Origin of the sequence: Janthinobacterium sp. DSP2-3-3, assembly GCF_049897325.1 — a bacterium.
Taxonomy (GTDB): Bacteria; Pseudomonadota; Gammaproteobacteria; order Burkholderiales; family Burkholderiaceae_D; genus Janthinobacterium.
In genome coordinates this window covers 26,019-46,333 of sequence record NZ_JAFCWA010000015.1, presented here as the reverse complement: position 1 = coordinate 46,333, position 20,315 = coordinate 26,019, and the positions used below count along the sequence as shown (strand labels likewise).

The 20,315-nt window shown below is 63.3% G+C and carries 21 protein-coding genes and 1 pseudogene; 12 read left to right on the top strand and 10 right to left on the bottom strand.

The features are described 5' to 3' along the window. Nucleotides 1–41 precede the first annotated feature (41 nt). Nucleotides 42–512 (top strand): tRNA (uridine(34)/cytosine(34)/5-carboxymethylaminomethyluridine(34)-2'-O)-methyltransferase TrmL, encoded by a 471-nt coding sequence (trmL, locus tag ACP7DE_RS24200; protein ID WP_133988631.1) that lies wholly within the window; start codon nucleotides 42–44, stop codon nucleotides 510–512. On the opposite strand, the gene ACP7DE_RS24195 is transcribed toward trmL, so the two are convergent. The 8 genes and pseudogenes from ACP7DE_RS24195 to ACP7DE_RS24160 all read right to left on the bottom strand — a co-directional run. Beyond that, the gene (locus ACP7DE_RS24195; RefSeq protein ID WP_426074484.1) at nucleotides 509–1,255 is read right to left on the bottom strand and encodes a hypothetical protein; all 747 of its coding nucleotides are present in this window, start codon (nucleotides 1,253–1,255) and stop codon (nucleotides 509–511) included. The two genes, trmL and ACP7DE_RS24195, sit on opposite strands and share 4 nt — an antisense overlap. Nucleotides 1,256–1,272: 17 nt before the next feature. Further along, nucleotides 1,273–2,493, bottom strand: a complete 1,221-nt coding sequence (locus ACP7DE_RS24190) for a hypothetical protein (RefSeq protein ID WP_426074483.1) — start codon at nucleotides 2,491–2,493, stop codon at nucleotides 1,273–1,275. 33 nt (nucleotides 2,494–2,526) lie between these two features. Continuing rightward, nucleotides 2,527–6,204, bottom strand: coding sequence for a tubulin-like doman-containing protein (locus tag ACP7DE_RS24185; RefSeq protein ID WP_426074482.1), 3,678 nt, complete (start codon nucleotides 6,202–6,204; stop codon nucleotides 2,527–2,529). A gap of 37 nt (nucleotides 6,205–6,241) precedes the next feature. Continuing rightward, a complete protein-coding gene (locus ACP7DE_RS24180; RefSeq protein WP_426074481.1) occupies nucleotides 6,242–6,688 on the bottom strand; it encodes a hypothetical protein in 447 nt (148 codons plus the stop codon). Between the two features lie 44 nt (nucleotides 6,689–6,732). After that, a complete protein-coding gene (locus ACP7DE_RS24175; RefSeq protein WP_426074480.1) occupies nucleotides 6,733–8,202 on the bottom strand; it encodes a hypothetical protein in 1,470 nt (489 codons plus the stop codon). Continuing rightward, nucleotides 8,199–9,707: a hypothetical protein gene (locus tag ACP7DE_RS24170; RefSeq protein WP_426074479.1), complete on the bottom strand. Its 1,509-nt coding sequence runs from the start codon at nucleotides 9,705–9,707 to the stop codon at nucleotides 8,199–8,201. Before ACP7DE_RS24170 ends, ACP7DE_RS24175 begins: the two co-directional genes overlap by 4 nt. A 129-nt stretch (nucleotides 9,708–9,836) precedes the next feature. After that, nucleotides 9,837–10,319, bottom strand: coding sequence for an adenylyltransferase/cytidyltransferase family protein (locus ACP7DE_RS24165; protein WP_426074478.1), 483 nt, complete (start codon nucleotides 10,317–10,319; stop codon nucleotides 9,837–9,839). Nucleotides 10,320–10,346: 27 nt separating this feature from the next. Then, nucleotides 10,347–10,541: pseudogene (locus ACP7DE_RS24160) on the bottom strand (DUF3717 domain-containing protein); the annotation flags it as partial. A gap of 169 nt (nucleotides 10,542–10,710) precedes the next feature. Between ACP7DE_RS24160 and ACP7DE_RS24155 the strand changes: the two are divergent. From ACP7DE_RS24155 to ACP7DE_RS24120, 8 genes are all read left to right on the top strand, one after another. Beyond that, entirely contained in the window at nucleotides 10,711–11,667 is a 957-nt protein-coding gene (locus ACP7DE_RS24155) for a hydrogen peroxide-inducible genes activator (RefSeq protein WP_426074477.1), read from the top strand. Nucleotides 11,668–11,725: 58 nt separating this feature from the next. Then, the gene (gene ubiA, locus ACP7DE_RS24150) at nucleotides 11,726–12,580 is read left to right on the top strand and encodes a 4-hydroxybenzoate octaprenyltransferase (RefSeq protein WP_426074476.1); all 855 of its coding nucleotides are present in this window, start codon (nucleotides 11,726–11,728) and stop codon (nucleotides 12,578–12,580) included. Between the two features lie 108 nt (nucleotides 12,581–12,688). Next, nucleotides 12,689–13,045 (top strand): glycine zipper domain-containing protein, encoded by a 357-nt coding sequence (locus tag ACP7DE_RS24145; protein WP_426074475.1) that lies wholly within the window; start codon nucleotides 12,689–12,691, stop codon nucleotides 13,043–13,045. Nucleotides 13,046–13,099: 54 nt separating this feature from the next. Continuing rightward, nucleotides 13,100–13,477 (top strand): phage holin family protein, encoded by a 378-nt coding sequence (locus ACP7DE_RS24140; protein WP_426074474.1) that lies wholly within the window; start codon nucleotides 13,100–13,102, stop codon nucleotides 13,475–13,477. After that, a complete protein-coding gene (locus ACP7DE_RS24135; RefSeq protein ID WP_426074473.1) occupies nucleotides 13,474–13,821 on the top strand; it encodes a hypothetical protein in 348 nt (115 codons plus the stop codon). The genes ACP7DE_RS24140 and ACP7DE_RS24135 overlap by 4 nt, the downstream gene beginning before the upstream one ends. Nucleotides 13,822–13,910: 89 nt before the next feature. Further along, complete coding sequence (locus ACP7DE_RS24130; RefSeq protein WP_426074472.1) at nucleotides 13,911–14,468, top strand: DUF3455 domain-containing protein; 558 nt, start codon at nucleotides 13,911–13,913, stop codon at nucleotides 14,466–14,468. 106 nt (nucleotides 14,469–14,574) lie between these two features. Then, nucleotides 14,575–15,132, top strand: coding sequence for a sigma-70 family RNA polymerase sigma factor (locus tag ACP7DE_RS24125; RefSeq protein ID WP_426074471.1), 558 nt, complete (start codon nucleotides 14,575–14,577; stop codon nucleotides 15,130–15,132). Beyond that, a complete protein-coding gene (locus ACP7DE_RS24120) occupies nucleotides 15,129–15,845 on the top strand; it encodes an anti-sigma factor (RefSeq protein ID WP_426074470.1) in 717 nt (238 codons plus the stop codon). The genes ACP7DE_RS24125 and ACP7DE_RS24120 overlap by 4 nt, the downstream gene beginning before the upstream one ends. On the opposite strand, the gene proC is transcribed toward ACP7DE_RS24120, so the two are convergent. Together proC and ACP7DE_RS24110 are read right to left on the bottom strand one after the other, a co-directional pair. After that, entirely contained in the window at nucleotides 15,846–16,676 is an 831-nt protein-coding gene (proC, locus tag ACP7DE_RS24115) for a pyrroline-5-carboxylate reductase (protein WP_426074469.1), read from the bottom strand. Nucleotides 16,677–16,695: 19 nt separating this feature from the next. Next, nucleotides 16,696–17,397 carry a YggS family pyridoxal phosphate-dependent enzyme gene (locus ACP7DE_RS24110; protein ID WP_426074468.1) on the bottom strand — a complete coding sequence of 234 codons (702 nt, stop codon included), beginning with the start codon at nucleotides 17,395–17,397 and terminating at the stop codon, nucleotides 16,696–16,698. A gap of 70 nt (nucleotides 17,398–17,467) precedes the next feature. Between ACP7DE_RS24110 and ACP7DE_RS24105 the strand changes: the two genes are divergently transcribed. The 3 genes from ACP7DE_RS24105 to ACP7DE_RS24095 are packed head-to-tail and all read left to right on the top strand — an operon-like array spanning nucleotide 17,468 to nucleotide 20,141. Continuing rightward, nucleotides 17,468–18,511, top strand: coding sequence for a type IV pilus twitching motility protein PilT (locus tag ACP7DE_RS24105; protein ID WP_426074467.1), 1,044 nt, complete (start codon nucleotides 17,468–17,470; stop codon nucleotides 18,509–18,511). 3 nt (nucleotides 18,512–18,514) lie between these two features. Further along, nucleotides 18,515–19,654, top strand: a complete 1,140-nt coding sequence (locus ACP7DE_RS24100) for a PilT/PilU family type 4a pilus ATPase (RefSeq protein WP_426074466.1) — start codon at nucleotides 18,515–18,517, stop codon at nucleotides 19,652–19,654. A gap of 1 nt (nucleotide 19,655) precedes the next feature. Continuing rightward, entirely contained in the window at nucleotides 19,656–20,141 is a 486-nt protein-coding gene (locus ACP7DE_RS24095) for a glutathione peroxidase (RefSeq protein WP_426074465.1), read from the top strand. The last annotated feature ends 174 nt before the right edge of the window (nucleotides 20,142–20,315 follow it).

The following is a 20,315-nucleotide window of genomic DNA, read 5'->3' as shown; positions in this document are numbered from 1 at the left end:
TAGTACATATATTAATTAGAGTTAGACCCAAGGAGAGCATTTTGTTTCACGTTGTTTTGGTAGAACCTGAAATCCCGCCCAATACGGGCAACGTCATCCGCCTGTGCGCCAACACGGGCGCGCAGCTGCATCTGGTCGAACCGCTGGGCTTTCCGCTCGACGATGCCAAGATGAAGCGCGCCGGCCTCGATTACCACGACTACGCCAAGATGAAGGTGCACAAGAATTGGGCAGCGTTCCTGGCCGACACCCAGCCCGACCCGGCCCGCATGTTCGCCATGACCACGCGCGGCTCGCGCCCATTCGGCGACGTCGCCTTTTTACCCGGTGACGTGTTCGTGTTTGGTTCGGAAACGAAAGGCCTCGATCCCGCCTTGCGCGACGGTTTTCCTGCCGAGCAGCGCATCCGCCTGCCCATGCGCCCGGACAACCGCAGTTTAAATTTGTCGAATACGGTGGCGGTCGTCGTGTATGAAGCGTGGCGCCAGCACGGCTACTCTGGGGGAGCTTAACGCAACGCCAGCTGCGGCGCGGCGCCGCCCGCGTCCAGCATCACCAGCTGCGTGCGCAGGTCGCGCGTGGCGGCCAGCTTGCCGTTCACGTACAGATTCGTCTTGACGCCATACACGCCCTGCGACACGCCGGCCGGCAAGGTCAGCTCAAACGAGTTTTCAAAGCGCCCGCCCGATTTGTTGCTGCTGGCCAAGGCTTTCGAGCCGGACTTGAATGGCTGGCCTTGCGGATCGAGCACCACCAGTTCCTCGCGCACGTCGTTGACGCTTTGCGCGCTGCCGTTGACCAGCTCCACCACCGACGTGACTTTAAATGGCTGACCACGCTTGACGGTGGTCGCGCTCAGCTGCGGCGTGTACGATATCACTTGCGGCTCGCGCGGCAGCGCGCCGCGCGCGCGGATATAGTCGCGGTCCGCCTGCGCCGCCGTCTTGGTCTGGCGCGAATTGACATTGATGGCCAGGCAACCGGCCGCCGCCAGGCCGCCGCCGATGGCGGCGCCCTTCAGCGCGCCATTCTTGCCGCCCGCCAGCGCGCCCAGCAGCGCCCCCACGGCCGCGCCGGCCGCCGCCGTCGTGCCCACGCTGCACGGATCCTCATCCGTGGCCGCCTGGGTTCCGCCTTGCGGATAGGCACTGTCTTGGCGCACGCCGTTCGGGTTCATAGTCGCCGTGGCGCAGCCGGCCAGCATCGCCGCGATGGTCAGTGCAGCGGCCGCGCGCAAGGTGGTGTGATTCAGCATGGTGATTCCCCAGATAACTAATTGATCGTTGTTTCCGTTTGCAGCACTTGCCGTTCGCGCTCGCGGATGCGGCGCGACAGATTGTCGATGCGCGCATTGCCGGGATCGACACGGCGCGCACTTTCCAGATAGGTCTTGGCCGCATCGAACTTGCCTTCCAGCAACGACCGCTCGGCGTCGCGCAGGAACGATTGCGCCATCTCGCTGCGCATGGCCGCGCCGTTATCCATGGGCGCCGTTTCCTGCGGACGGCGTTCGGCCGCCGTTGAACGTTCGACCGCACGCCCGGGCGCAGGTTCCGTTGGCACGACGCGGGCCGGTGCCGTTTCCAGCGGTGCCGGTACAGAAACGGGCGCGGGTGCAGGCGCCGCCGACAAGGCTTGCACGTCGGCTTTCAACTGCGGCAATTCCGCCGCTTCGCGGTCGATGGCTTCCAGCCTGGCAATGCCATTGCGTGCCGCCGTCGCATCCTTGCCATCGAGCGCCTGACGCACTCCCACCAGCACCGATGCGGCTGCCGCCTGCTGGCGTGCCAGCTGCTTGCGCAAGGGTGCCACGCTGGCAGCGCCCGCGCAATCGACATCGAGCGCGGCGATGCCCCTGGCGGCACTTTGCAATTGATGGCCATCGATATTGCGCTCGATGGCGCGCACACCGCGCTGGCAACTGCCTGATGCGGCGCCCGCCTTGCCGATCGCCGCCTGCAAATCGTCCGCCTTGGCGCTGGACTTTCCTGTGCACACATTTCTCGCCGTCGCCAGCTTCTGGCGGGCCCCGTCCAGGCTGCCATTCGCTACCAGTTTCAAGCCACTGTCGATGGCGTCATTGCAAGCCGCATCATTCTTGCCGCCCGGCTTGCCATTCATGTAAACGATGACAGCCGCCAGCACGGCAAGGCCGCCCAGCCAGCGCAGCCACTTGCGCGGCGGTGACGGCGGTACTGCCGGTGCAGGCGCCGGTGGAGGCACAGGCACGGGCTTTGGCATGGCTTGCGGCGGCACCGGTGCCGGAGCCGGTTTCGGTGGCGCTTTCGGCGCAGGCGCAGGCGCCACCGGCACGGGCGGCGGCTTGGGCGCCACTGGCGGCGGCACTGACACCGGCACGGGCACGGGCGGCAGCGGCAACGGCGGCGGCACAGCCACTGCTGGCCGGGCAGCGCCAGCCACGGCGTGACCGCAGTATGGGCAATGGCTGACAGCTAGCCACAGGCCGCCCTGACATTTGATGCAGATATCCAAAACTAATCCTTCATTCCAACGTCATTCCAGCGTTCACAGGGGCGGCGGCATCAACGGTGGCGGCGCGCTGAGGAACAAAGGCGCCAGCTCGGCGAACTGGGCCAGGTCAACCCAGGCCGGCAAACCGGCACGCCACACCTTGGTGGTGGCCGGCACAACTTGCCCCGCCTGCACATACTGCACGATCTGCTGGGCCGTAAACGGCCCCTGCTGCTGGCCGTTTATGCCCAGGAAATACTGGTGCTCCACCAGCGGTGGCGGTGCCATGCTGAACGCGGCTGCCGCCGGGGCAGCAGCCGTTCCGGCCGGGCGCAGCAATTGCTCCAGGCGCCCCGCTTCCAGCATTTCCGCCTTGATCGCGTATTTCAGGCGCGGCTGCCCGTCGGCTTCCGGCTCGCGCACTTCCCAGTCGTAGGCATCGCTGTCGGAGTCGCCAATGACATTCGCCCAGTCCTTCAAGCGTCCCAGCAAGGCTTGCACCGTGCTATCGAGCTCATCGCTGGCCATGCCTTTGCGGCGCGCCGACTCGCGCAAGCGCGCGCCCACTTCGGCGGAAATGGCGCTGCCAAAGCCGATATACGGCAGTTGCGAGCCATCGGCCTGCGCCACCAGCTTGGGCGCATACACGCCCCGTTCATAGTATTTTGCCAGCGCCGCCATGGCCGCCGTCTGCACGGCGTCAAGTGCAGTCAATTTTTCCTCGATGCGCAGGGCGATATTCTTCTCGTACGAAGCGGGCATGCCGTTCTGGCGGATGGCCCGTTCATTGCCGATGCGGCGCAAGTCGCCCGGTTCGACGGCAAACTGGTACTGGCCCGGTGGCACGACGCGGCCCGTGTGGCGCGTCAGCACGCCCAGCATGATGGCTTGCAGGAACTCGCCGAAATCTTCCGCCAGGCGCTTCATCTCGTCCGTGTTCGGCGCGATCGGATGCGTAAATTGCGTCGGATCGATATGCGTGTGGGTCGGCGCCTTGTCGTTGTCGCCTTCCTTGCGATAACTGGTGCGCCAGCCTTCGAGGCCGCGCAGCACCGTCATCGGTACGCCGGCCAATTCGCAGTAGCAGACGGCGCGCCCGCGGATGCCCGTCTCGACGATTTCCAGCTGGCTCACCGTGATGCCCACCTGGGTCGGCACGCACGATTCGAGCTCGGCGCCGAACTTCGCCTTGAAGGCGGCCGCGTTGGCCACGCCGATCACGCACTTGAACTGATCCGACACAACCGTGAAGTCGCCCGCCATATTAGCGTCGATCCACGGCATGGAGCAGGCCAGCAGCTTGCGGAAGCGGTCCAGGCGTTCGGACACATCCATCTGTTCCAGCGCTTCAAACAAGGGGTCGGGCGTGCTTGTCGCGCCTTCCACCAAGCCCGCCGTGGCGATCATGTTCTCGGCCATGCGCGTCACCTTGGCCAGGATCAAGCCCCGTTGCGCCGGTTCGCCCAGCATGGGGAACAGCGCTTTCGAGCCGCCCATGTCCTTGAACGCTTCATCGGCCCACTGGCGCAAGGTGGCTGCCGACGGCAGCGCTATATCTTTTTCCGTGACGGGAATGACGATCAGGGTCGCGTGTTCCTTGTCCAGGTCCTTTTGCAGGATGGTATTGGCCGTCTTCAATTCCGCCAGCATGGCCAGCACGCCTTCGCGGCCCGTTTGCAGCTCGCCCACCAGGCCATTCCACTGTGCGCGGCCTTGCGCATCGACGCCGACCCGGTTGCCCAGCCAGCGCGACAGTTCGCCCAGCAGGATGACGGACTCGTCCGCCGCCTTGGCGCGCAAATGGAATTTCAGCGCATTCGCCATTTCCGTGCGCAGATGATCCATCACCACGCCGGCCTGCTTTTCGCCATTGCTGAGGAAACCGAAGGTGCTGCGCGTCTGTTCCAGGTTATTCAACAGGCGCTCGTACTCGCGCGAACGCACGGCTTCCTTGATTTCGCGGTAGCGCTCGGCATTCGCGCCGATCTGCGCCGTCAAGCCGCTGCCCGGCGCCTCGATGCGGTCCTTGATCTGTTCCACCAGCGACAGCACGTATTCCAGGCCGCCGAATTCCTTGTTGTCCAGGTAGCCATACAGCTGGTCGCGCACGACTTTCTTGACGTCGTCGAGCACTTCGCGGCGGCGCTTGCTGATACGGTCTTCCGTCGTATCGGCCGTGGAATCCTGGTCGCGCACGGCGTCGCGTTCCAGGTGTTTCATGGCATCGCGCACCTGCGCCGGCCATTCGCTGCGGTCGAAACCCGTGCGGATATCGTTGATGCGCGTATTCACCCGGTTTTCCACGCCGGCCAGCAAGTGGCCGTGGCGGTCTTCCAGCAATTCATCGACGACGCGGAAATCGATGAAGTCGCCGCTGGAGCGCTTCAGTTCGATGCTCTTGTCGGAAAACTCGGGGAAGTCGCTGAACGGCGTACCCTTCAGGAACATATTGGCAGCGACGAAATTATCGCGCTGCGTATCCGTGGCGCGGTTGGCGCCCGCATCCGTGCCGCCCACGCCAAAGAACGCTTGCAGCATGGCGCCGGCCCAGCGGTGAGCCCGCTCGTCGCGCGCCGCTTCCTGGCGCGTGTCGAGCACGGCCATGCCGAACGAGGAAAAGCGCTTCGAGAAATACAGGCGCATGTCGCCGAAGCGGTCTTGCGGCACGGGCGCGTTGTACAGGGAATTCTTGTGCTGCGCCTGGTTGACGGCGATCGAGCGCTTGGCGCGCGCAAAGTCGGCCGAGGCAAAATCCTCGAACAGCGAATCGGCCACCATGTGGTACACGTCGCTGACTTCCTTGGTGTGCTGCTGGGCAAGATTACCCGAATCGATGAGGTAGACCTCGCTGTACGGCTCGCGCGTCAGTTCCGGCCGGTCATACGCATCCCAGCGGCCCACATAGCCTTTGTTACCCATCATCGCCGATTCCAGCTCCATCAGCGCCGCATAGCCGTTAGCCTCGACCCGGTCCTTGTTGGCCTTGGTGTAGCCGGTCGGCAAGAACAGCATCAGCTCGACGTCGGCCGCGCCCACTTCGCTGCGCGCCAGCCAGCGCGCCAGCAAGCCCATGTCGAGGAAGGAACCGGAACCCGTGCCACCGGCCACAGAACCGACGATGACGATGCGAAAACGATTCGTTTCCATGCGTAAGCCCAGCTCGGCCAGCTGGCGCTCGTGCGACAGGCCCGCCTTCAGGGCTTTCAGTTTCAAACGGATCTTGTCGCGGATCTTGGCATACTTGTCGAAGAAATACAGGCGCGAGACGGCACGGATCTGGCCAGCGCCGCTGCTCATGTCGAAACGCAATTCGCGGATGCGCTGCGGTGTCAGGGGCAGCCATTCCTTGATGTGCGGATATTTCTCCAGAGAATCTTCATCGCGGCTGTACTTGTCCATGTCGAACGATTCGACCACCTTGTCGTCATCCGTGAACTTCACCTGGTCGAATTGCAAGTCTTTCGCCTGCGATTCGCCGCTTTCGATGACGGCGCCATTGTCCAGGTCGAAATGGATGAATTGCGCGATGGGAAAGTCCGCCAAGCCCTCGATGCGCGTGCGGTTGCCCGCACCGCCCCACTGGGTGTTGAGGATGCGCCGGCGCACGCGCATCAGCACCTGCATGCCCGTGCCGCCTATGCCGATGAACAGGGTCGGGCGCAGTTCGATGATCTTGTCCTGCTTGCGCTCGCTGGCGCCGCCGGTGATGAGTTGGTTCAGGTTCTCTGCCATGATGATTCCTTCGATGATGCGTACGACGGCGTGCGGCTTAGCGGCGGCTCGATGTAAAGGTCAACAGTAACGCGACCAGGCCCACCAGTACCAGCGGTCCCATGAACAGTGGCGCGAGGAATTTATGCGCGTTCACGGCCGCCAGCACCACGCCCGTCGCCAGGCTGGCCAGGAAGATGAACAGCCACCAGCCCGAGGCATTGGCCTTGTTGGGCGGCACGCGCTTGGCGACCAGGCCATTCGCATAGGCATTCTTGGCAAAGAAAAAGGCAATGAACAGCAACAACAGCACCACGCCGCCGACCAGAGTATCGCGCGACGAGGTATCGGTCGTGCTGGCAGGGTCAAGCGCAGGCGCAGGCTCGGTAGTGGCCGTGGCGGCTGCGCTGGCCGCACCGGCGGCAGGTGCATCGGCTACCGGCGGCGCGGACGCCGGGGCCGGCAAAGTGAAACCTGCGTTATCTTTTGGAGTGTCTTGCGCCATGGTATGCCTCTGTTGAATGGATGGAATTTTTAAGAAATCGTGGTTCAGGCCAGGGTTAAGGTATGGCCTTCGGCCACGCGCACGACGACCGGCTTGCCCAAGCCCCGCTTGAGTTCGCCGATGTCGCGGCCCTCATCATCGCGGATCTGCACGCTTTTGAACGGCTTCAATAACACTTGCCGCTGCACGCCGTCGGCCATCACCTTGTAGCGCGTGGCGCGCGTGCCAAGCAAGCCCAGCGCCAGCAAGCCCAGCACGAACGCCAGCACGCCGCCAAGTATCACCAGCACGGGCAACAGCGGATACTGTATGCGCACCAGCAACGGTATCGTCGCCTGCGAGGCGCGCACGCTGTCGGGCGGCGTGAACATGCCCGAGATCGGATCGCCGGGGAAGAGTTCCTGCAAATCCTTGCCAAAGCTGGACGCCAGGGCCAGCCGCTGTTCCGACAGGCCCACTTGCGCCTGCATCGGCAACATGACCTGCTTGCCCATGGCGGCGATCGCCTGCGCCGACCAGGGCGACGGAATCTGCGCCATCGGCAGCGCGAACCGCACTTGCACGGACTGGCTGGCGCCCGGCTGCAACTGGCGGATTTGATCCGGCGCAACGTGCAGGGGCGCGTTCTGGCCGGCCAGGGTGGCGTGCACTTTGGCGCTGTCGATCACGTACGGGAAAAACATGTTTTGCAGCGACGCCTGTAACACCACTTGCGGCACCAGCTTCGCCGCATCGACGTCGAGCACGATGGTGCGCCCGTCGCGGCCCAGGCTGGCGTGCACGTTTGGACTGTTCTTGACGGACTGGGGCACGATGCGCACGGCATCCTGGTCCACCGGTTTCAGGCGCGCGGGTGGACGCGTCAGCACTTGCGACAAGCGGCCTTCGGCCAGAATGCGGTTCAGCGCCTCGGACGCCGGCTGGCCATACGCGAGCGCGTACACCATCAAGCCCTTGGCGCTGTACAGCTTGCCCTGCACCGGCATGCGCAGCGGAAACACCAGCGTTTTGGTGATCGACGGCTCCAGGTGCAGCAAACGGTAAAAGTCGCGGTTGCGCTCGGCCGTCTGGCTGTCGTTGTTCGGGCTGTTCTTGTTGTTGGTAAAGATCCACACGATGCCGGATGCGGACTGGAACGGGCCCGTGATGGTCTTGGTGACGGCTTCCTGGAAATCCGTGTCGGCCAGCGCGCCGCCGGCGCTCTTGCGCGCCAGGCCGAGACTGGCCAACTGGCCCGCCACGCCGGCGCCACCCTGCCCCTGCCCCAGCAGCGACGGCGACACGTGCGCGCCGCTGCTCTGGCTGAAGGCCAGGGTATAGACTGTATCGGACGGATTCGTGGCGGCCCGCGCCACGGCGCCCACCAGGGCCTTGAGCTGCGAATGCTCATCCGTGTAGAACGGCTCCATCCAGCCCGAGTTTTGCACCAGAAAGGCTTGCTGTATGCCGGCCGCGTGCGCGGCGGCAGCGCTGAAAAACGCGGCGCAAGCCACGATCAGTAAGCGCGCCTTCATGCCTGCAAGGTCCAGCCATCGATGCGCGACAGCAGCGGGTGGTACGCCCACAGCGTGCGTTCATGAATAAACAGGCGTACGCGCCACGGCTCGCTGACGGCAAAAGTATGAAACACAGTTTCGCGCAACTCATCGTCCTGCACCAACTGGGCCGCCAGGCGCTCGTTCGAGCGCAGCACGCTGGACAGGCCGGCGCTGGTGGCAAACTTCACGCCAAACACGCTGCTGCCCGTGCCCGCGCCGGCGCCCGATTCCAGCAGCGGCATGACAGCCTGGTTCTTGCCGCCATCGTCGCCGTGTTCCGGCTCTTCCCACGGCGCCGTTTTCAGCTTGGTGGCGAAGCGGTAATTGAAGCTGCCCGAACACAGGCGCGGCGCCAGCGCATCGGCCTTCTCGACCTGACCGCCCAGTTTCACATACACATAGGTGCCGCGGCGGCTTTCAAAGCACAGCTGCCACAGACCACCGTCGCGCGACAGGTAGGGGCTGCCGAATTCAAAGTGCGGCACCAGGTCTTCGGGCCAGGGCGTGAACGAGGCGGCCACGTTGCCGTCCGGCTGCAGCTGCAGCCGCAGCTGGCCGTTGGCGCAAGGCCACACGGCCATGCGGTTGTAGGCCACGGGCGCGTTGACGGCGCCCAGTTCCACGACGCCGTCGAGCAGCACGTCGCTGCCCGGCTTTTGTTGCGCGTCAAGGTTGACGAAGCGGATGCGGCCATCGTCGTCGCGCAGCGGCGCCCACAGGCGGTTCTGGAACCACACGGGCGCCGCCGCGCACGGCGCGTCACCCACATGCTCGACCACGTAGCTCAGCGAAGGCACATCGGGACGGATGCAGGCCAGGCCATGGCTGGTCGGCAAGACCAGCACGCTGTTGAACGCCGGCACCAGCTCGGCGCGCCAGGCGCCGTGGGCCAGGTCCGATTCGGCCAGCAAGCCGCCATAGTCGGGGTCCAGCGCCAGCCAGCGTTTCGAAGCGGGCAGCCAGGCGTGCAAGACCGCCTTGCGCGGATCGAGCGCCAGCAGCGCGGCGGCGCTGGTGCCGAACTGGGCGGAAAAGAATTCATACTCGCCCGGCGGCGGCATGGGCAGCGAGACATCGGCCTGCGCATGCTCTTCGCGCGCGCGCTGGTCAGCCAATTTCAGGGGCACGCTGGCCTGGCGCAAGCCGGCCGCGCCGGCCGGTGGCGCATCGCTGACGGGATGCGCACCGAAAGGAGGAACCCAAGGCGGCACCCTGGAAGGCGTGGCGGCCGTGTCGGGCGGCATTTGCAAGGCCGCGCCCGAGGCGGGGTCGAACGAGAATTCAGGCGGAAACTGCCGCACGGGCGCGCCGGCGGCAGCGGGCAGGCGCCGCGCGTGCATCAGCAGGCCGATATCGGCAGGACTCAGCAAAGGCGAGACGTTCTGGCCGTCCGCGCTGCGCTGCATGGTCCACGCGCCATCGTCATCGACGTACCAGACGCCGGAGGGCACTGCCCAATCCCCAGAAGTTTTAAGATCCATGTATTTTCTATGACAAGCAATGCATATCAGATGGTGTAACGTGTGCTGGGGCTGACGCAACGAGGTCGCAACCCTAGCAGTTCTCATAGTAACGTCTTTTTATCTATATGAAAACATTGACGGCGTTCCTCAGCCCTGCTGCGTCCGCACTTTCGTCAACAGCTTGGTGGTCGAGCGGTCGTGTGCGAAATCGATGGCCACGGCCTGGCCGCCATACGCCAGCACGGCCTGCCCTTCGGGGATGGCCGCCATATTGTAGTCGCCGCCCTTGGCATAGATTTCCGGCGCGATCTCTTGCACCACGGCCAAAGCGCTGTCTTCCAAGAACGGCACCACCAGGCTCACCGCTTCCAGCGCGGCCAGCACGGCCATGCGGTCTTCGCAGCTGTTCAGGGGACGGTCGTCGCCCTTGCCCAGGCGTTTCACGGAGGCATCGGTATTCACGGCCACCACCAGCGAGGCGCCCAGCGCGCGCGCCTGCGCCAGATAGGTCACGTGGCCGCGGTGCAAAATGTCGAACACGCCATTCGTCACTACCACCGGTTTCGGCAGGGCCGCGGCGCGCGCACGCAGTTCGTCACGGCCGCACAGTTTGTTTTCAAAATCAGGCATGGCTATCTCTTGTTGGGTTAAATACGGTCACAGTCCGGCGTGACTATCGCCTTGCATGCCGCCGTCATCCTGGCGCCAGGCATCGATCCAGGCCAGGATGACCGGCGCCAGGCCCTCTTCGGCGATGCGATCTTGCCGGTAGTAAATCATCAGCGCATACACGCCGGCCAGGCGGCTGACGGGCGACGACAGCGCATAGTCATTGCCGCGTGCCGGTTGCCTGACACGCCAGTGTGATTAGCGCTTCCAGCGCTTGCAGCCCTCTCCCTTCGCTGCCCGGTCCCGCATTATAGGGGGCGATCCGCTACAATACGCCATCGGCGCCACAGTTTGACGTTTGCGCCACCTTTCATTCATTGCAAGTAAGCACTTCCTGTGTTTCAATCAACCTATGACACTGACTGAACTGAAATATATTGTTGCAGTCGCGCGAGCGAAGCACTTCGGCCATGCGGCCGAAGCTTGCTTCGTGGCCCAGCCCACCTTGTCAGTGGCCATCAAGAAACTCGAAGACGAATTGGGCGTGGTCCTGTTCGAACGGGGCGGCGCGGAAATCTCCGTCACGCCCCTGGGCGCGCAGATCATTGCGCAAGCCGAGCGCGTGCTGGAACAGACGGCCGCCATCAAGGAACTCGCCAAGCAAAACAAGGACCCGCTGGCCGGCCCCCTGCGCCTGGGCGTGATCTACACGATCGGCCCCTACCTGCTGCCGCCCCTGGTCAAGGCCATGATAGACCAGGTGCCGCAGATGCCTTTGATCTTGCAGGAAAACTTCACGGTTCGCCTGCTTGAATTGCTGCGCCAGGGCGAACTGGACGTGGCCATCATGGCCCTGCCCCTGCCCGAACACGGCATGGCCATGCAGGAACTGTACGACGAACCGTTTGTCGTCGCCATGCCGCGCCAGCATCCTTGGACGGCGCGCGCGCGGATCGCCGCGCAAGATTTGAAATCGGAAACCATGCTACTGCTGGGCAATGGCCACTGTTTCCGCGACCAGGTGCTGGAAGTGTGCCCCGAAATGGCGCGTTTTTCCTCGCCCGGCAACGGCATGCAGCGCACGTTTGAAGGTTCTTCACTGGAAACCATCCGTCACATGGTAGCCAGCGGCATCGGCCTGACGGTCTTGCCGCGCGCCTCCGTGTCGAATATGCATGCCACCGAGGGCATGCTCGAATACCGGCCATTTGCCGAACCCGTGCCATCGCGCAGAGTGGTGATGCTCTGGCGCAAAAGTTTTACACGCAAGGCCGCCATCGATGCCCTGTGCGCGGCCATCGCCAACTGCGACTTGCCGGGCATCACCCCTTTATCTGACGACGAAGACCAGCGCCCAGGCGCAAAATAGTACATTTACATACTATTTGCGATAATCGACCTTTCTCTTCAACAAGATCGAGTCTTCCATGAACAAGCTGGCGCTGTATTTCCGCCTGATACGGCTGGACAAGCCTATCGGTACCGTATTGCTGCTGTGGCCTACCCTATGCGCGCTGTGGCTGGCGCAGCAAGGCGTGCCGGACTGGCGGCTGCTGCTCATCTTCACCCTCGGCACTTTCCTGATGCGCTCGGCAGGCTGCGCCATCAACGACTACGCCGACCAGGATATCGACAAATTCGTCAAGCGCACGGTGGACCGCCCCATCACCAGCGGGCGCATCACTGGCAAGGAAGCGCTGGCCGTGGCCGGCGTACTGACCGTGCTGGCCTTTTGCCTGATCCTGCCCTTGAATGCCCTCACCAAGCAGCTGTCGGTGGCCGCCGTCATCATCGCCGCCACCTATCCCTACTTCAAGCGTTTCTTTGCGATTCCGCAAGCGTACCTGGGCATCGCCTTCGGCTTCGGCATTCCCATGGGCTTTGCCGCCATCACAGATAGCGTGCCCGTCGTCGCCTGGCTGCTGCTGCTGGGCAATGTCTTCTGGGCCGTGGCCTACGATACGGAATACGCGATGGTCGACCGCGACGACGACTTAAAGATCGGCATCAAGACCTCGGCCATCACTTTTGGCCGCTACGACGTGGCTATCATCATGCTGTGCTATGCCGCTTTCCTGCTGCTGTGGCTAGCCTGCGGCTGGCACCTGGGCTTGCGTTACTGGTACGTGGCGGGTTTGCTGGTAGCGGCCGGCTGTGCCGTATACCACTACACCCTGATTCGCGCACGCGAGCGTATGCCGTGTTTTGCGGCATTCCGGCATAATAACTGGCTAGGAGCAGCGGTGTTTGCGGGCGTGGTGCTGGACTTTGCTTTCCGTTAAGCAATGATCCTTGCGCTGCAGCAGCCCTTGAGGCGGCGCAAGACTCGCCTGTCCGCTGCTGCCTACACTGGTATTTCACTGTGCAGTTTCACTTCCATGAGGTAATACATGAGCTCGATACATACCGGAAAATCCAGCAGCGACAACATCCTCGCCGACGCCGACAAGGCCCGCGACAAACTGGTCGGCGACTTGAAAACCGTCATCAATGAAGCGGAAGGCTGGCTCGATGGCGCCAAGGATCAAACGGGTGAGAATATCAAAGCCGTCAAGGACAAGTTCATCGCCACCCTGGAAACGGCCAAGAAAGACTTGATCAAGCTGGAAGAAGATTTGCTCGAACGTACCAAGAAGGCGGCCAAGGCCACCGATGAATACGTGCAGGACAATCCATGGAAAGCCGTGGGCGCGGGCGCCGTCGTCGGCGTGCTGTTCGGCCTGCTGCTCTCCTCGTCACGCCGCTAGCTTGTATTGACGGCGTGGGCCGTCCCCTGACGCAAAAGGCAGCATATGGCTATCATGCATCATGTCGCCCAAGTCGCAGCGACCCTCGCCGCCATCGTCCAGACCCGTCTGGCACTGGCGGCCGTGGAAATGGAAGAAGAGTCGCTGCGCTTCCTGTCCTATCTGGCGCTGGCCATGCTGGCACTGCTGTGCCTATTCGTCGGCCTGGTACTGATTGTATTCCTCGTCATCGTACTGTTCTGGGACACGCACCGCATCGCCGCCATCGCCATCACGGCCGCCATCTTCATCGCTGCCGCCTTCGCCATCCTGCAGGGCGTGCGCGCCAGTTTCCGCAGCAAGCCGAAACTGCTGTCCTTCACACTTTCCGAACTGAACAAAGACCTGGACGAGCTGCAATTGCTGGCGCGCCGGGAATCGGAGCGGCCATGACCACGCATCCCACCAAACTGTCGCATGTCCACACGGCCGCCAGCCTGGCGCAGCGGCGCGACGCACTGCTGGCCGAATGCGCGCTGCAGCGCCTGGCACTAGGCGTGCAGACGCGCCAGTTGCTGGAACCGTTGACGGGAGGCCGTCTGCGCCACACCCTGGCCACGCGCTTTAAAATCCCCCTGATGATGGGTGGCGCCGTGTTGGGCCTGGCACTGGTGCGCCCGCGCCGCATCCTGCCGCTGCTGCGGGCCAGCGGCGCGCTGCTCAAGCACACCAAGGCCGCCATGCCCGTCGTGCTGGCGCTGGCGCAGCGTTTCAGCAAGAAAAACATGCCGCCTTAAAATATTTTCACTTGGCTGCATCCAAATGGCTGGCCCAGGCGTAGTAATGGTATCAACCAACCGGTTGAGCCAACTATCAGGAGTTCGTCATGCTTGCTTTCACCGCCCCACGTCACGCCGTTGCCACCCTCACTGTGCTGGGCTCCGCCCTGCTGCTGAGCGCCTGCGCGCCCATGACCGCGCGCTATTCGCAGGAACAATTGCCAAACGCCGTCAAAGTGCCCGATGGCCACCAGGTCGCCATGCAAACGGTGGGCGTAGGCAAGATCGCCTACGAATGCAAGGCCAAGAAGGACATGACGGGCCACGAATGGGTCTTCGTGGGCCCGGACGCGGCCCTGAACGACCGCAGCGGCATGCAAGTGGGCAAGTATGTCGGCCCGCCTGCCACCTGGGCCAGCCTGGACGGCTCGAAAGTGACGGCGACGCAAGTGGCCGTGGCGCCGGCCGGCGCGGGCAATATTCCGTATCAGCTGGTGAAAGCCAACCCGGCCACGGGCAGCGGCGCCATGCAGGGCGTCAGCTACATCCAGCGCGTGGCCACCAGCGGTGGCGTGGCGCCAAGCAGCTCCTGCAGCATGGACACCGTCGGCGTCAAGCAGTGGGTGCCCTACCAAGCCGATTACATCTTCTGGAAAGCCGCATAAGTCAGTGAAAACGATGGTTGGCAAGCTGGTTTCTGGCCTATACTCGGCATGGAAAACTTGCTAACCGTTTATTCCTGACAATTGCGTCCTGACGATTGCGCCAACCTTGCCAACCCAAGCCGCCCCTTACGATTACGATGCCGCCCTGCGCGCCTGCGCCAGGGGCGAGCAGCAGGCATTACACGGCCTGTACCAGCAGGAAAGCCGCTACCTGTTGGGCGTGGCCCTGCGCATCGTGCGCCAGCGGGCTTTGGCCGAAGACGTGCTGCACGACGCCTTCCTGAACATCTGGCGCCGCGCCGGCAGCTTCGACGCCACGCGCGGCAGCGGCAAGGGCTGGATCTATGTGGTGGTGCGGCATCAGGCGCTGAACGTGGCGCGCGCCCGCGCCCATGAAGTATCGGCCGACGAGGATAGCGTGGAAACCCTGCTGCACCAACGCCACGGCGATGACGCCGGTGATGCCTACGCCCTTCAAGCGGACATGGGCAAGCTGCACGATTGCCTGGGTCACCTGGACGATGCCAAGCGCACCGCCATCCTGTATGCCTACGTCGATGGCTGTTCCCACAGCGAAATCGCGCAGCGCCTGCAAGCGCCGCTGGGCACGGTGAAAGCCTGGGTCAAGCGGGGCCTGGCCGCCTTGCGGGAGTGCATGGGATGATGCATAGCGACGAAGAATTGCAACGACTGGCCAGCGAATACGTGCTGGGCACTCTAGCGCTGGCCGAGCGCACGGAAGTGGAACAGCGCTTGCCGCGCGAACCAGCCTTGCGCGACGCCGTCGCTGCCTGGGAACAACGTTTGCTGCCATTGACGCGCCTGGCGCCGCCGGAAGCGCCATCAGCGCATCTGTGGCCGCGCATCAGCGCCAGCCTGTTCACGCCGCAAGCCGTGCAACAGGCGGGCGGCTGGCAAGCGTGGTGGAACAGCCTGGCTTTCTGGAGAGTGTTGGCCGGCGGCGGCTTGGCGGCTACGGCCGCGCTGGCCGTGCTGGTCACGGTGCAACTGCAAGCACCCAGCGGGCCCGGCTATCTGGTGGTACTAGTGGCGCCGCAAGACAAGTCGCCGGGCTGGATCGTGCAGGCGGGCGGACGCGGCGGCAAGAACCGCGACCTGAGCCTGATCCCGCTGGGACCGACCGCCGTACCGCAGCAAAAAGCCCTGCAATTCTGGACCAAGGGCAAGGATTGGGGCGCGCCGGTTTCGCTGGGGCTGGTCAAGCCGGGGAAAAGCCTTAAATTGACCTTGGACAAGCTGCCGCCGTTGCAGCCCGAGCAGCTGTTTGAAATTACGCTGGAGCCGGCAACGGGTTCGCCCACGGGCCGGCCGACGGGGCCGGTGCTTTACATCGGCCGCGCCGTCAAGGTCATCTAGTTACTTGCCTAATTCTTCACCCATCTCGCGCCCGCGCTGCGCGGCCGCCATGATGCCCTTGACGATGGCCGCCTTCACACCGCTCTCTTCCATGCTGGTCAGCGCTGCATGCGTCGTGCCGCCTTTCGAGGTAACGCGCTCGCGCAGCAGCGACACGGGTTCGCTGGAGTTGGCCGCCAGCTGCGCGGCGCCCGTAAAGGTGGCAATCGCCAGCTGCGTGCCCTGCTCCGGCGTGAGACCCAGTTCAGCGGCCGCCTGCTGCATCGCTTCGATAAAGTAAAACACATAGGCTGGGCCGCTGCCGGACACGGCTGTGACAGGGTCGATCTTGGCTTCGTCGGCTAGCCAGACGGTCTGGCCGACGGCGCGCAGGATGGCGTCCGCCGTCTTTTTTTGCTCGTCGCTGACGCCGCTGCTGGCCACCATGCCCGTGATGCCCATGCCGATCAAGGCCGGCGTGTTCGGCATGCAACGCACGATGGCAGGGTAATCAGCGAGCCAGCGCGACAGGTCGGCCGCACGGATGCCGGCGGCGATCGACAGGACCAGCGGCGCCCGCTCGCCGTCGAGGAAGGGCAGCAATTGCGCCGCCACTTCGCGCATGCTCTGCGGCTTCACGGCCAGCACGATCACATCCACGGTGCGCAGCGCTTCGCCGGCGCAAGTCGCCGTCGTGACGCCGAATTGCGCCTGCAGTTTTTCCAGCGCGGGCGCATGCGGGTCGATCACGTGGATATTGCCGCCCAGGGTCAATTTACCCGCCAGGCCGGCGATCAGGGCCGCCGCCATATTGCCGCCGCCTACAAAGGCGATATTCAATTCTGTCGTCATGGCTGTGCTTTCAAAAAAATCAGGAATAGTTGCGGGAACCGAAGATGGCGCTACCCACGCGCACGATGGTGGCGCCCTCCAGCACGGCGGCGCGCAAGTCGGCCGACATGCCCATCGACAAGGTATCGAGCGCCAGCCCTTCGGCCTTCAATTGTTGGTACAGCGCGCGCAATTGCGCAAAGGCAGCGCGCTGAAGCTTGATCTCCGTTTCCGGCTCGGGAATCGCCATCAGGCCCCGCAAACGCAAGCGGGGCAGTTGCGCCACGGCGCGCGCCAGCGCAGGCAGCTCGGCGGGCGTCACGCCGCTCTTGCTGGCTTCGCCGCTGATATTGACTTGCAGGCAGATATTCAGGTCCGGCAAGCCGGCCGGGCGCTGTTCGGACAGGCGCGCGGCGATCTTTTCCCGTTCCACCGTGTGCACCCAGCCGAAATGTTCGGCGATGGGGCGCGTCTTGTTGCTCTGGATGGGGCCGATGAAATGCCAGACGGGCCCGCCTTGCGGCAGCGCAAGCCCGACGGCGGCAATCTTGTCGAGCGCTTCCTGCAGATAATTTTCGCCAAACGCCGCCTGGCCCGCGCGCACCGCTGCCAGCACGGCGTGGGCGCCAAAGGTTTTCGAGACGGCCAGCAGGGTCACGTCGGCCGGCGCGCGCTGCGCGTCAGAGGCGGCCTGCGCAATACTCTCGCGCACGGCTTGCAAGTTCTGTTCGATTGTGGACATAATCATTTTCTAGTGTATAGGGGCGGCGGCACAATGCGCCAGCCCATCAATGCAGGCACAGGGATTATAAATGGACATCTCAGAACTACTCGCTTTCTCCGTCGGCAACAAGGCTTCCGACCTGCACCTGTCTTCCGGCCTGCCGCCGATGATACGCGTCCATGGGGACGTGCGCCGCCTGAACGTGGCCCCGCTCGAGCACAAGGAAGTGCACAGCATGATCTACGACATCATGAACGACAGCCAGCGCAAGGCCTATGAAGAAGCGCTGGAATGCGATTTCTCGTTCGAGATTCCCGGCCTGGCCCGCTTCCGCGTCAACGCCTACAACCAGGAACGGGGTGCTTCGGCCGTGCTGCGCACGATCCCGTCGAAAGTGCTGACCCTGGAAGAGCTCAACGCCCCGCGCATCTTCGGCGAGCTGGCCATGCGCCCACGGGGACTCGTACTGGTCACGGGCCCGACGGGTTCCGGTAAATCGACCACGCTGGCGGCCATGGTGAACCACGTCAATGAACGCCTGAACCACCACATTCTGACCATCGAAGACCCGATTGAATTCGTGCATGAGTCCAAAAAATGCCTGATCAACCAGCGCGAAGTGGGGGCGCACACGCATTCGTTCAGCAACGCGCTGCGCTCGGCCCTGCGCGAAGACCCGGACGTCATTTTAGTGGGCGAATTGCGCGACCTGGAAACCATCCGCCTGGCGCTGACGGCGGCCGAGACGGGCCACCTCGTATTCGGCACCTTGCACACCTCGTCGGCGGCGAAATCGATCGACCGCATCATCGACGTCTTCCCCGCCGAGGAAAAGGAAATGGTGCGCGCCATGCTGTCCGAATCATTGCAAGCCGTCATTTCGCAAAACTTGCTCAAAACCAAGGATGGCAACGGCCGCGTGGCGGCGCATGAAATCATGCTGGCCACGCCAGCCGTGCGCAACCTGATCCGCGAAGCGAAAGTGGCGCAAATGTATTCGGCCATCCAGACGGGCAGCAATGTGGGCATGCAGACCCTGGACCAGTGCCTCTCCGACCTGGTGCGGCGCGGCACGATCTCGGCCGAAGCGGCCCGCGCGGCCGCCAAATCGCCTGAAAACTTCCCCGGATAAGCCATGCAGACGACCCACGAACACTATGGCGCCATGCACGCGCTGCTGGCGCAGATGCGCGCACAGGGCGGCTCCGACCTGTTCATCACGGCCGGCTTTCCGCCCGCCATCAAGCTCGACGGCAAGCTGACGCCGCTGGCGGGCGGCGCGCTAGCCGCGCAGCAAGCGGCCGGCTACGTGCGCGCCGTCATGAACACGCGCCAGGCGGCCGAGTTCGCGTCCAGCCGCGAAGCCAATTTCGCCATCAGCCCGGAGGGACTCGGGCGCTTCCGCGTGTCCGCCTTCGTGCAGATGGGCCAAGCAGGCATGGTCTTGCGATTGATCAATACCGCCATCCCCAGCCTGGATGCGCTGGGCTTGCCCGCCATCCTGCAAGACATCGTGATGAGCAAGCGGGGCCTGGTCATCATGGTGGGCGCCACGGGCTGCGGCAAGTCGACCACCCTGGCGGCCATGGTGGGCCACCGCAACGCGCACAGCCACGGCCACATCATCACCATCGAAGACCCCGTGGAATTCATCCACCCGCACGGCAACTGCATCGTCACCCAGCGCGAAGTGGGCGTCGATACGGACGACTGGGCCACGGCCCTGAAAAACACCCTGCGCCAGGCGCCCGACGTGATCCAGATCGGCGAAATCCGTGACCGCGAAACGATGGACCACGCCATCGCGTTTGCCGAGACGGGCCATCTGTGCCTGGCGACCCTGCACGCGAACAACGCCAACCAGGCGCTGGACCGTATCATCAATTTCTTCCCCGAAGAGCGGCGCCAGCAACTGCTGATGGATCTGTCGCTCAATTTGAAGGGTATGATTTCGCAGCGGTTGATCCCTAACAAGGAGGGCGGTGGGCGCAAGGCGGCGCTGGAAATCCTGCTCAACTCGCCGCTGATGAGTGAGCTGATCTTCAAGGGCCAGGTGCACGAGATCAAGGAATTGATGAAGAAATCGCGCGAACATGGCATGCAGACCTTTGACCAGGCCCTGTTCGACCTGCACGAAGCGGGCACCATCAGCCATGAAGACGCGCTGCGCAATGCGGACTCCGTCAACGACCTGCGCCTGGCGATCAAACTCAACGGTACAACGGCGCCCGAACCCGCCCCGCAAACGGGCACCACCACACTGGGACTCCTCTGACATGACCAGCGTCCACGATTTCCAGACCGAGGCGCTGGACGGCACGCCTACCGACCTGGCGCGCTACAAGGGCAAGGTATTGCTGATCGTCAACACGGCCAGCGCCTGCGGTTTCACGCCGCAATACCGGGGCCTGGAAGCGCTGTACCGCGAATTCCATGACCAGGGCCTGGTCGTGCTGGGCTTTCCCTGCAATCAATTTCGCCAGCAGGAAACGGGGTCGAACGGGGAAATCAAAGCCTTTTGCGAGAAAAACTTCGGCGTTACCTTTCCCCTGTTTGCCAAGGCTTACGTGAATGGCCCGCATACCCATCCTGTCTTTGCGCACTTAAAACAGGCGGCGCCCGGCATATTCGGCACGCAGTCGATCAAATGGAATTTCACCAAGTTTTTGGTGCGCAAGGATGGCAGCGTATTTCGCCGCTACGCGACGGCCAGCAAACCGGCCAGCCTGGCGGCTGACATTCAGCAATTACTACAGGAATAGCAACTCGACACTTTGATTTAAAACAAAAAACACTGAAATCAATCAAGCCGTATTTATTTCATGCTTGATATCAATATTGTGTTTCCAATAGTAAATTTCGGTGATAATGTTGACATAATTATTCGCCTATATCGATCACAAAACGATGCCAGTCTTTGGGAAATTAATATCTTC